Source organism: Cellulomonas fimi (assembly GCF_012952065.1).
Lineage (GTDB): Bacteria > Actinomycetota > Actinomycetes > Actinomycetales > Cellulomonadaceae > Pengzhenrongella > Pengzhenrongella fimi_A.
On sequence record NZ_JABCJJ010000049.1, the window covers coordinates 1 to 11477 of the forward strand.

The window sequence follows — 11477 nt, forward strand, 5'->3', positions numbered from 1 at the left end:
GGCGCGGGCGCGGGCGGAGCGCCACGCACGCCCGGCGCGGCGCGGCGCGAGCTGCAGGCGGCGGTGCGCGCGGCCGAGGTCGTGGCGGAGCGGGCCGAGGGCTCGGGCTGATCGGGTGAGCGGCGGGCGTCGTCGCCCGGTCGTGTCGTCCCCTGGCGGTGTCGGTGCGTCGCGGGATGATGAGCCCGTGAGCGACCTGGACCTGGATCCCGCCGACGTCGACCTGGACGAGGCGGCCGCGCGTCGTCGCTGGACCGGGCTGGCCGAGCAGGTCCGCGACCACCAGTTCGCGTACTACGTCCGGGACGCACCCACCGTGAGCGACGGCGAGTACGACGGCCTCCTGCGCCGCCTCGAGGCGCTCGAGGACCACTACGAGCAGTTCGGGCTGCGGACGCCCGAGTCGCCCACGCAGAAGGTGGGCGGGACGTTCTCGACCGACTTCGCCGCCGTCGACCACGTCGAACGGATGCTCTCGCTCGACAACGCCTTCTCCGAGGACGACCTGACCGGATGGGCCGAGCGGGTGCAGCGCGACCTCGACGGCGCGAGCGCGGGCATGCACTACCTGTGCGAGCTCAAGATCGACGGGCTCGCGATCGCGCTGCTCTACGAGCGTGGCAGGCTCGTGCGCGCCGCGACCCGGGGCGACGGGCGCACGGGCGAGGACGTGACCCACAACGTCCGGACGATCGAGGGGATCCCGCACGTGCTCGCCGGGACCGACCACCCCGAGCTCATCGAGATCCGCGGCGAGGTCTTCCTGCCCGTCGAGGGGTTCGAGGCGCTCAACGCGTCCCAGGTCCAGGCGGGGAGGTCTCCGTTCGCCAACCCGCGGAACGCGGCGGCCGGGTCGCTGCGGCAGAAGGACCCGCGCGTGACGGCGTCGCGGCCGCTGCGGATGCTCGCGCACGGGATCGGCGCGCTGCGGTGGTCCGGCCGCGGGCGGTCCATCGAGCGGCAGTCGCAGTCGTACGAGGTGCTGTCCGGGTGGGGCGTGCCGGTCTCGACGCGCTACCGGGTGGTCGACGACCTGGCGGGCGTGCGGGAGATGATCCGTCACTACGGGGAGCACCGGCACGACGTCGAGCACGAGATCGACGGCGTCGTCGTCAAGGTCGACGAGGTCGCGCTCCAGCGGCGGCTCGGGTCGACGAGCCGGGCGCCACGGTGGGCGATCGCGTACAAGTACCCGCCCGAGGAGGTCAACACGAAGCTCCTCGACATCCGCGTGAACGTCGGCCGGACGGGTCGGGTCACGCCGTACGGCGTCATGGAGCCGGCCCTCGTGGCCGGGTCGACGGTCGAGATGGCGACGCTGCACAACGCGAGCGAGGTCAGGCGCAAGGGGGTGCTCATCGGCGACACGGTCGTGCTGCGCAAGGCGGGGGACGTCATCCCGGAGATCGTCGGGCCGGTGGTCGCCTTGCGGGACGGCTCCGAGCGCGAGTTCGTGATGCCGACGGAGTGTCCCTCGTGCGGCACCCCGCTCGCGCCCGCCAAGGAGGGCGACGTCGACATCCGCTGCCCCAACACGCGGTCGTGCCCGTCCCAGCTGCGGGAGCGGCTCTTCCACGTCGCCTCCCGGGGCGCGTTCGACATCGAGGCGCTGGGTTGGGAGGGCGCGAGCGCGCTGCTCGACGCGGGCGTCGTGAGGGACGAGGGCGACCTGTTCGCGCTCGACGCCGATGCCTTGCGGCGCGTGCCGCTGTTCATCCTCTCGGCACGCTCCAAGGTCAAGGGTCGCGTGCGGGAGGCCGGCGACCTCAACGCGGTCGGGGAGAGCCTGCTGACGAACCTCGAGAAGGCGAAGGCTGCGCCGCTGTGGCGGGTCCTGGTCGCGCTGTCCGTCCGCCACGTGGGCCCGACGGCGGCCCGCGCGCTCGCCGCGGAGTTCGGCTCCCTCGACGCGATCGAGGAGGCGGCGCGCGATGCGGACCCGCAGGCGCTCGCCCGCGTGGCCGGCGTCGGGCCCACGATCGCGGCCGCTGTGCGCGACTGGTTCGAGCAGCCCGGTGAGGACGAGAGGTGGCACGAGGGCATCGTGCGGAAGTGGCGGGCGGCCGGCGTGCGCATGGCCGACGAGCGCGACGACACGATCCCGCGGACGCTCGAGGGTGTCACGGTAGTGGTCACCGGCTCGCTCGACGGGTACTCGCGCGACGGCGCCAAGGAGGCGATCCTGGCGCGCGGCGGCAAGGCGGCCGGAAGCGTCTCGAAGAACACCGACTTCGTCGTGGTCGGCGAGAACGCGGGGAGCAAGGAGGCGAAGGCGCGGGAGCTGGGGCTGCCCATCCTGGACGAGGCCGGGTTCACCCGGCTGCTCGCCGAAGGACCGGAGGCGATCGATGCCTGAGCGCGTGATCCGTACGGCGACCACGGACGAGGACGTCGCGGCCGCCGGCGCACTGACTGCCGAGGCGTACCTCGTCGACGGGCTGATCAGCGACGACGACGAGTACCTCGACGAGCTGCTCGATGCCGCTCGGCGTGCACAGGAGGCGACGCTGCTCGTCGCTCTGCTGCCCGCGCTCGCGGGTGCCGGGGACGACGGCGACGACGGGGCAGACGGCGACGCCGAGAGCGCGCGTCATCGTGCGACCGAGCCGGGTCCGGACGACGGCGTGGACCGGCTCGTTGCGGAGGGGCTGACGGCTCCCGGGGGCTCGGTTCCCGGACGTGTGGCTGGCGGGGGTTCGGGTGGCTCGGGCTCTGCTCCGGAAGACTCGGCACACGCGGGCTCTGCTCCGGAAGACTCGGCACACGCGGGCTGGACACACGAGAGCAGCGCACGCGTGAGCAGCGCACGCGCGAGCGGAGCACGCCCGAGCTCCGTGCGCGCCGCCGGTGGCGTGCGATCGGCGTCCCGTGGCCGCCGGTCTTTGCTGGTCGGGACGCCGACCGTCGTCGGCACGATCACGCTCGCCCCCGCTGGGACGTCCTACGCCGAGGTGGCCGAACCCGGCGAGATCGAGGTGCGCATGCTCGCGGTCGCCCCCGAGGCGCGACGTCGCGGGATCGCCGAGGCACTCACCCGAGCAGCCATGCTGGAGGCGGTGACGTCGGGTGCGGATCGGTTGGTGCTGTCCACGCTCGACGCGATGGCGGGCGCACATCGGCTCTACGAGCGGCTGGGCTTCGTCCGCGCGCCCGATCGTGACTGGCGCCACGAAGGGGTCGGGCTCAGGGTCTACGTGTGGGACGTCCCGACGGGGCCGGGCGCCCGTGTCGAGACGGCGATGTGGAGAGCTCGCGAGGTCCGCGACGTCGAGGGCTGGCGCGTCGGGCTGTCGGGCGGCTTCACGCGCCGCGCCAACAGCGTCGTGGCCCTCGCGGAGCCCGACGACGTCCATCGGGCGATCAAGGGGGTCGAGCGGCTCTACGCCGCCGCCGGCCAGGCCTCGGTGTTCCGCGTCTGTCGCGACGCCCGGCCGGAGGATCTCGACGAGCTGCTGGAGGCGCGCGGGTACCGCGACGTGTCGCACACCATCGTGATGGTCCGCGACGAGCTGTCTTCGCTGCTCGCGGCAGTCGATCGAGGATCCGAGCGGAACGGCGATGGCGCCGGCAGCCGGGCGAGGGGTAGGGGATCCGAGCGGAACGGCGATGGCCCCACCGGCGCTGTGAGCGACACGCGGTCGGTCGAGCCCTCGTTCGTCCTCACGGAGGAACCCGACGCCCGGTGGCTGTCGGCGTGGCTCGCCGTGAAGGTCTCGGCGCACGCGGTCGACCACGACCTCGCTGCCGCCGTCCTCTCGGGGACGGCCGCCCTCTACGTGGCGGCGGAGCTCGATGGGCGGATCGTCGCGGTCATCCGGGCGGCGCTGCAGGACGACTGGGCCGGACTCTCCTGCCTGATGGTGCAGCCCGAGGCACGACGTCGCGGCATCGGGCGGGCACTGACGCTCGAGGCGCTCCGGCACGCCGTCGACCGCGGTGCGACCCGTGCGTTCCTCCAGGTCGAACAGTCCAACGACTCGGCGTTGGCGCTGTACGGCAGGCTCGGCTTCAGCCCGGCGGAGCGGTACCACTACCGCGAGCGGTGAGTGCAGGGATCGGTCAAGGAGCCGGGGAAGCCGGATGCCGTCGCTGGCTGGTGGGCATGGCCTGGCATGGCCTTGCAGGGCAGGGCAGGGCAGGGCGAGCTGGGGGCGGATCAGTCCCTCAGAACGGGTCCCGGTTCCTCAGACGGGGTCCTCTCAGAACGGTGGGGGCCGCTCGGTGTCGTTCCGCACGAACCCCGACCCGGGTGGCTCGCCGCCGATGCCGGGCTGTCGTGGCGGCGTCCCGTCGGCCGGGATGGTCGGCCTGCGGTAGCGGTGGCCGGTCGGCGCGGTCCAGTCGGTGGCGCCGGTCGACGGCTGGCGGGTCACCGTCCAGCCCCCGTGGGTCTTGAGGCGATGATGATGGCGGCACAGCGCGTGCAGATTGTCGCACGTCGTCTGATGCTCCCCGGGTGAGTCCGGGTCGAACGGCTCGACGTGGTCGAGGTCGCAGCGGAACGACGGCGTACGGCATCCCGGGAACGTGCACGTGACGTCGCGCGCGATGACGGTCGCCGTCAGGTCCGCCCCCGCGCGGTAGGCGCGTGGACCGATCCCCGTCAGCTGCCCCGTGGCCGGATCGGTGAAGATCCGGCGCCAGGTGGCGTCGGCGGCGAGGGCGCGCGCTGTCGCCGCGGGGATGGGGCCGTACCCGGCGAGCTCTGCGGGCGCTTCGTCGAGGCCGAGGAGTGTCGTGGCCGCGGCGGTGACGTGCAGGTGCGGCCGTCGGCGGTGCCGCGTGACCAGTGCGCCTCCCCCCGGCGCCTGGCCCCCGTCGAGGATCCGCGCGAACGTGTCGCTCAGCGCATCGGCGCGGCGGGCATCGATCCCGCGCCGGTCGTCGGCCGCGGCCGTCCCGGCCAGGGCATCCAGCGCGGTGAAGACCCGCATCGCGTCCACTGCGGGGAGGTAGGCGTTGATCCACGCCATCGAGTCGGGCGCCGGGCTCAGTGTCACGTGCCGCTGGTCGACCGCGCGGGCCTCCCGACGCCGCGCCGCCCCGACGTCACGGGTCAGGTCGAGGCGTCGCAGGCGCGCGCGCAGCTGAGGGACCGTGAGGTCCCGCGCGTCGGGGAGGACGAGCACCGCGGCGCGCCGCGCCTCCTCGATGGGCAGGTGCTCGGTCGCGTCGACGAGCGCCACGGCCTTGCGGACGTCGATCTCGCCCGATCGAAGGGCGTCGTGGACCTCGGGCATCGCATCCAGGCAGGTCGCGAGCCCGACCTTGCGTTCGGCCACCGCTCGCGTCGTCGAGAGCCGCAGCGCGACCTCGTCGGCGACGTACTCGCCCAGGCGACCGATCTCCCGGCGCCGGCCCAGCTCGACGATCAGCCGGGCCTGCTGCGCCGCCGCCCACGACGCGATCCGTTCCCAGCCCGCGATCGCCTCGACCAGCGCCGCGTCGTGCAGGTCGGCGGGGACCAGGCTGCCGAGCACCTCGACGAGGTCGACCCCTGGAGCTGCGCCGTCGAGCGCGGAAGCCAGTTCCACGCCGCTCGGCGCCGCCGCGCGCACGACCGACCCCGACGGGACACTGTGCGCGGCGGCAGGCGTGACGGTGGCCATCATCTGCGTGAAGACGAGATCGATCCCCGACGTCGACGGCCCCGGCCGCGACGGCGTGCTTCCGTCACGGGCAGGGGCGGCTGTCTCGAACACGTGTACGAAGCTAGTCCGAGCCACTGACAACCACCCGTGCGCCTGGCGATACTGGGCCGATGATCTCCGTCGACCTCGCCGTCGAGCTTCGTGCCGCCGGCGTCCGCTGGCACCCGCGCTCCGGCGACGCCTTCACGATCCTGCAGCCGGAGCTCACCGGGGACGTCTTCACGATCAGCGACATGATGGTCGAGCCCCACGAGTTCCCGACCGGCACCGTCCTCGGCTTCAACGGCACGACAGAGTGGGCGCTCGACTCGGTCGCGAAGGACGACGCCCTCTGGCTCCCGCGCGAGGACCAGCTCCGCGACCTCCTGGGCGGCACCTTCCGCTCCCTGGCGACGGTGCCCGACGGCGACTACGTCGTCACGACCCGTTCACCGTCGGGCACCGAGGAGACGTTCGAGGCAGCGACCCCAGCAGACGCCTACGCCCTCGCGCTGCTCGCGTTGGTGGGCCTCGCCGTCGGCGGTCCCGGGGGCTGACGACTGCGCCGACCCCCTCACCCACGACGCCCGCGGCTCACCCCCGACCCCAGGGCTCACCCACGACCCCCACGGCCGCCGACGTGCCCCCGGCCGCCTCGACCCGGTCACCGCTCGACCGGTCACTAGACTGGCCCCATGTCCACCATCTCCCGCGACGAGGTCGCGCGCGTGGCCGGGCTGGCCCGGATCGACCTGACACCCGCCGAGCTGGACCGCCTCGCCGGCGAGCTCGACGTCATCGTCCAGTCGGTCGCGCGCGTCAGTGAGGTCGCCACCCCCGACGTCCCTCCGACGAGCCACCCGCTCCCGATGACGAACGTCTTCCGCGCCGACGTCCCCGAGCCGTCGCTGCCGGTGGCGGACATCCTCGCGGGTGCCCCCGCCGCCGAGTCGGGCCGGTTCCTCGTCCCGCAGATCCTCGAGGAGGACTGATGGGCACCAGCACCACCGCCACCGGCGCCACCGACCTCACCCGCCTCTCCGCCGCCGAGCTCGCCACCCGACTCGCGGCCGGCGAGGTCTCGAGCGTCGAGGTCACCCAGGCGCACCTCGAACGCATCGCGGCCGTCGAGCCCTCGGTCCACGCCTTCCTGCACATCGACGACGACGGCGCTCTCGCCACCGCACGCGACGTCGACGCCCGGCGCAGCGCGGGGGAGCGGCTCCACGCGCTCGCGGGCGTGCCGATCGCCGTCAAGGACATCGTGGTGACCAAGGACCTGCCGACGACGGCCGGCTCCAAGATCCTCCAGGGCTGGATCCCGCCCTACGACGCGACGATCACCACGCGGCTCCGCGAGGCGGGCCTGCCGATCCTCGGCAAGACCAACATGGACGAGTTCGCCATGGGCTCGAGCACCGAGCACTCGGCGTTCGGCAACACGCACAACCCGTGGGACCTCGACCGCATCCCGGGCGGCTCGGGCGGAGGAAGCGCCGCGGCGGTCGCCGCCTACGAGGCCCCGCTCGCCATCGGCACCGACACGGGCGGCTCGATCCGCCAGCCGGGGGCCGTCACCGGCACCGTGGGCGTCAAGCCGACGTACGGCGGGGTCTCCCGCTACGGTCTCATCGCGCTCGCCTCGAGCCTCGACCAGGCGGGCCCCGTCACGCGGACCGTCCTCGACTCCGCGCTGCTGCACGAGCTGATCGGCGGCCACGACCCGCGCGACTCGACCTCCATCCCCGAGCCGCTGCCGCCGCTGGTCGAAGCGGCGCGCGCCGGGGCGGCCGGCGACCTCCGGGGCGTCCGCGTCGGCGTCGTGACCGAACTGGGTGGCGAGGGCTACCAGCCTGGCGTCCGGGCGCGGTTCGAGGAGTCGCTCGAGCTGCTCCGGGGTGCCGGTGCGGAGATCGTCGAGGTCTCGTGCCCGCACTTCACCTACGCGCTCGGCGCGTACTACCTGATCCTCCCGAGCGAGGCGTCGAGCAACCTCGCGAAGTTCGACGGGATGCGCTTCGGGCTCCGCGTCGTCCCGGACGGCGGTGACGGTCTCGCCGCGACCGCCGAGCGCGTCATGTCCGCGACCCGCGGCGCCGGCTTCGGTGACGAGGTCAAGCGCCGGATCATCCTCGGCACCTACGCGCTCTCGGCCGGGTACTACGACGCCTACTACGGCAGCGCGCAGAAGGTCCGCACGCTGATCCAGCGCGACTTCGCCGCCGCGTTCGAGCAGGCCGACGTCCTGGTCTCGCCCACGGCGCCCACCACGGCGTTCAAGCTGGGCGAGAAGCTCGACGACCCGCTCGCGATGTACCTCAACGACGTCGCCACCATCCCCGCGAACCTCGCGGGCGTCCCCGGCATGTCGGTCCCCAACGGCCTGTCCGACGACGGCCTCCCCGTCGGCCTGCAGATCCTCGCCCCGGCGAAGGCGGACGATCGGCTGTACCGCGTCGGCGCCGCGCTCGAGGCGCTCCTCGAGTCCACCTGGGGCGGCCCGTTGCTCGCCCGCGCCCCCGAGCTGGAGGTCGCCCGATGACCGCGCACACCACCCACGCCACGGGGGTCGAGCTGGTCGACTACGACGACGCCGTCGTGCGCTTCGACCCCGTCATCGGCATCGAGGTGCACGTCGAGCTGGGCACGCGCACCAAGATGTTCGACTCCGCCGAGCAGGTCTTCGGCGCCGAGCCGAACACCGCGGTCACCCCGGTGTCGCTGGGCCTCCCGGGCGCCCTCCCGGTCGTCAACGGCACCGCGGTCGAGTACGCCCTCCGCATCGGCCTCGCGCTCAACTGCCAGATCGCCGAGACCTGCCGGTTCGCGCGGAAGAACTACTTCTACCCGGACGTCCCGAAGAACTTCCAGACGTCGCAGTACGACGAGCCCATCGCGTTCGAGGGCCACCTCGACGTCGAGCTCCAGGACGGCACGATCTTCCGCGTCGAGATCGAGCGCGCGCACCTGGAGGAGGACGCCGGGAAGAACACCCACGTCGGAGGCGTCACCGGAAGGATCCACGGCGCCGAGTACTCGCTCGTCGACTACAACCGTGCCGGCATCCCCCTCGTCGAGATCGTCACCAAGCCGATCACCGGAGCCGGGGCGCGCGCGCCCGAGGTCGCCAGCGCGTACGTCCGGTCGCTCCGCGACATCTTCCGGACGCTCGGAGTCTCGCAGGCGCGCATGGAGCGCGGCAACGTCCGCGCCGACGTCAACCTGTCGCTGCGACCCACCCCGGAGTCGCCGCTCGGGACCCGCACCGAGACCAAGAACGTCAACTCCTTCCGTTCGGTCGAGCGGGCGGTCCGCTACGAGGTCTCCCGCCAGGCGGCGATCCTCGCGAGCGGTGGCACGGTCGTGCAGGAGACGCGGCACTGGCACGAGGACACGGGCATCACCACCCCCGGCCGCGTGAAGTCGGACGCCGAGGACTACCGCTACTTCCCCGAGCCGGACCTCGTGCCGATCGCGCCGAGCCGCGAGTGGGTCGAGGCGATCCGCGCGAGCCTGCCCGAGATGCCGGCCGCGCGCCGGGCTCGCCTCCAGCAGGACTGGGACTACAGCGACCTCGAGATGCGGGACGTCGTCAACGCCGGTGCGATCGAGCTGGTCGAGGCCACCATCGCGGCCGGCTCGACCCCTGCCGCCGCCCGCAAGTGGTGGATGGGCGAGCTGGCCCGGACCGCGAAGACGACCGACGTCGAGCTCGAGCAGCTGCCGATCACGCCGGCCCAGGTCGGAGAGCTCCAGGCGCTCGTCGACGCGGGCCGCATCAACGACAAGCTCGCGCGCCAGGTCCTCGAGGGCGTGCTCGCGGGACAGGGGTCGCCCGAGGAGGTGCTGGTCGCCCGCGGCCTCGAGGTCGTGTCCGACGACGGCGTCCTGCTCGCCGCCGTCGACGAGGCGCTCGCGGCCCAGCCGGACGTGGCGGCGAAGGTGCGCGGGGGCAACCTCGGACCGGTCGGCGCGATCATCGGCGCGGTCATGAAGGCGACCCGCGGCCAGGCGGACGCCGCCCGTGTCCGTGAGCTCGTGCTGGAGCGCATCACCCAGTCCTGACGACCGGCCCGACCGTGAGGAGCCGCATGGAGAAGCCCGAGCTGCGTGGCGAGCTGGTGGTGCTCCGCCCGGTCGCCGCGGGCGACGCCGAGCCGATGTGGGAGATGCTCAACGATCCCGAGGGCATGCGGGTGAGCGGCCGCCAGCCGGTGGGCTGGACGCGCGCGCAGATCGACGAGTGGTGCGCGACGGTCGCCGACCGCGACGACCGCCTCGACCTCGCCATCACGACGCACGACTCCGACGAGTTCCTGGGCGAGATCGGGCTCGACCGGTTCGACCCGCGCGCCGCGAACGCCACCTTGCGGATGAGCTTGCGTCCCGGCCAGCGCGGCCGCGGCTTCGGCCGCGAGGCGATCTCGCTCGTTCTCGCGCACGCTTTCGGCGACGCGCCGGACGGCCTCGGCCTGCACCGGGTCGGGCTCGAGGTGCTCAGCATCAACCCGCGCGCCCGCATGCTCTACGCGAGCGTCGGCTTCGAGGTCGAGGGCAAGCTCCGCGAGAGCCACCGGGACGGCGAGTTCTGGTGCGACGCCGTCCTCATGGCCATGCTCGAGGACGACTACCGGGCCTCGCTGCTCCCCTGAGCGGCGCTCGAGGGCGGTGCCTGAGCACGCACGCGCCGAGGGCCGCGGACCTGTCGGTCCGCGGCCCTCGGTGTGTCGGCCGGGCAGAGCGCGTGCGCTCAGCGCAGCCAGGCTGCCTTCTGGACGAGGGGCAGCCGTGCCCACCGGCGCCCGAGTCCCCACGTGTCGCCGGCGAGGAGCACCGCGCTGACGATCAGCACGAGGGCGTAGATGACGTGGTACTCGACGAGCGGGTTGGTCGAGCCGGACTGCAGGTGCCACTCCGCGGTCCACATGAGCAGCATCAGGAGCGAGCCGGCCACGGCCGCGATCCTGAGGCCGATGCCGAGCAGCAGGGCGACGCCGATGCCGAGCAGCGCGAGCATGAACAGCCAGTCGGTGACCGGGCTCGCGAGCCCGGCGAACGTGTCCTTGAACGGGCCGACCACCGCATCGCTCTTCATGAAGCCCTGGCTCGGCGTGCCGCCGTTGATCCAGGCCCGTTCGGTAGGCGTCGAGTACCCCAGGCCGAACAGCTTGTCGACGAACGCCCAGAAGAAGATGAAGCCGGCGGCGAGCCGCGTCACCGCGAGCCAGCGTCGGCCCGTGACGGTCGTGACGACGTCCTCCTCGACCAGGGTCGCGGGGCGGGTCGTCCTCGGGGTGTCGATGTGTGTGGACATGATGTGCCTCCTTGCGTCTCGTCGTGCCGTGCTGCCGGTTGTTGTGGTGCTTCCAGCATCGGGACCCGCCCACCCGCTCTCGCGGGCCCTAGGTCCTCACTTTCGGCGAGGATGAGGCGTGCCCGCCGCGACAGATCCCCCGCCCGTCCTCACCGTCACCGTGCCCGACACCGAGACGTCCGCCGACCTCGTCGCCCCGCCCGGGGTGCGCCTCGTGGAGTGGGGGATCACCGAGGACCTGCCCCGCGACGTCGCGCACGAGGTGGACGGCGTCGTCGTGCCGCACTACTTCACCGACCGCGCGGGCCTCGAGCGGCTGCGGGCGCTGCCCCGGCTGTCGTTCGTGCAGCTGCCGAGCGCCGGGTACGAGCACGTGCTGCCCGCACTGCCGCCCGGGGTCAGGCTCAGCCTCGATTCACCGATGGGCTGATTGCCGCGGGGTGGGCGTGGGAACGCGAGAATGCCCTCCTGACTTGGGAAGATACGACTTGTCGAAGGTCCGTATCGCCAGTTCAAGAAGGGCATCTCGTCGA

General features: G+C 73.0%; 10 protein-coding genes. 8 read left to right on the forward strand and 2 right to left on the reverse strand.

Features of this window, described 5'->3' with window-relative positions; translation table 11 throughout:
- The first annotated feature begins 187 nt into the window (after window positions 1-187).
- Both ligA and HIR71_RS16545 read left to right on the forward strand, forming a co-directional pair.
- The gene (gene ligA, locus HIR71_RS15790; protein WP_396031873.1) at window positions 188-2356 is read left to right on the forward strand and encodes an NAD-dependent DNA ligase LigA; all 2169 of its coding nucleotides are present in this window, start codon (window positions 188-190) and stop codon (window positions 2354-2356) included.
- The gene (locus HIR71_RS16545) at window positions 2349-4046 is read left to right on the forward strand and encodes a GNAT family N-acetyltransferase (RefSeq protein WP_211374310.1); all 1698 of its coding nucleotides are present in this window, start codon (window positions 2349-2351) and stop codon (window positions 4044-4046) included. The genes ligA and HIR71_RS16545 overlap by 8 nt, the downstream gene beginning before the upstream one ends.
- Before the next feature lie 153 nt (window positions 4047-4199).
- On the opposite strand, the gene HIR71_RS15805 is transcribed toward HIR71_RS16545, so the two are convergent.
- Window positions 4200-5702 carry an HNH endonuclease signature motif containing protein gene (locus tag HIR71_RS15805; protein WP_311836329.1) on the reverse strand — a complete coding sequence of 501 codons (1503 nt, stop codon included), beginning with the start codon at window positions 5700-5702 and terminating at the stop codon, window positions 4200-4202.
- Between the two features lie 59 nt (window positions 5703-5761).
- On the opposite strand from HIR71_RS15805, the gene HIR71_RS15810 reads away from it, so the two are divergent.
- The 5 genes from HIR71_RS15810 to HIR71_RS15830 all read left to right on the forward strand — a co-directional run bounded on the left by HIR71_RS15810 (window position 5762) and on the right by HIR71_RS15830 (window position 10282).
- Window positions 5762-6187 (forward strand): pilus assembly protein CpaE, encoded by a 426-nt coding sequence (locus HIR71_RS15810; protein ID WP_169326029.1) that lies wholly within the window; start codon window positions 5762-5764, stop codon window positions 6185-6187.
- A gap of 138 nt (window positions 6188-6325) precedes the next feature.
- Complete coding sequence (gene gatC / locus HIR71_RS15815; protein ID WP_169326030.1) at window positions 6326-6622, forward strand: Asp-tRNA(Asn)/Glu-tRNA(Gln) amidotransferase subunit GatC; 297 nt, start codon at window positions 6326-6328, stop codon at window positions 6620-6622.
- A complete protein-coding gene (gene gatA / locus HIR71_RS15820) occupies window positions 6622-8172 on the forward strand; it encodes an Asp-tRNA(Asn)/Glu-tRNA(Gln) amidotransferase subunit GatA (protein ID WP_169326031.1) in 1551 nt (516 codons plus the stop codon). The genes gatC and gatA overlap by 1 nt, the downstream gene beginning before the upstream one ends.
- Window positions 8169-9695, forward strand: coding sequence for an Asp-tRNA(Asn)/Glu-tRNA(Gln) amidotransferase subunit GatB (gatB, locus tag HIR71_RS15825; protein ID WP_169326032.1), 1527 nt, complete (start codon window positions 8169-8171; stop codon window positions 9693-9695). Before gatA ends, gatB begins: the two co-directional genes overlap by 4 nt.
- 26 nt (window positions 9696-9721) lie before the next feature.
- Window positions 9722-10282, forward strand: a complete 561-nt coding sequence (locus HIR71_RS15830) for a GNAT family N-acetyltransferase (RefSeq protein WP_169326033.1) — start codon at window positions 9722-9724, stop codon at window positions 10280-10282.
- Between the two features lie 98 nt (window positions 10283-10380).
- Here the strand turns inward: HIR71_RS15830 and HIR71_RS15835 are convergent, their stop codons facing one another.
- The gene (locus HIR71_RS15835; RefSeq protein WP_169326034.1) at window positions 10381-10944 is read right to left on the reverse strand and encodes a DoxX family membrane protein; all 564 of its coding nucleotides are present in this window, start codon (window positions 10942-10944) and stop codon (window positions 10381-10383) included.
- Window positions 10945-11062: 118 nt separating this feature from the next.
- On the opposite strand from HIR71_RS15835, the gene HIR71_RS15840 reads away from it, so the two are divergent.
- The gene (locus HIR71_RS15840; RefSeq protein WP_169326035.1) at window positions 11063-11374 is read left to right on the forward strand and encodes a Rossmann-fold NAD(P)-binding domain-containing protein; all 312 of its coding nucleotides are present in this window, start codon (window positions 11063-11065) and stop codon (window positions 11372-11374) included.
- Window positions 11375-11477: the final 103 nt, after the last annotated feature.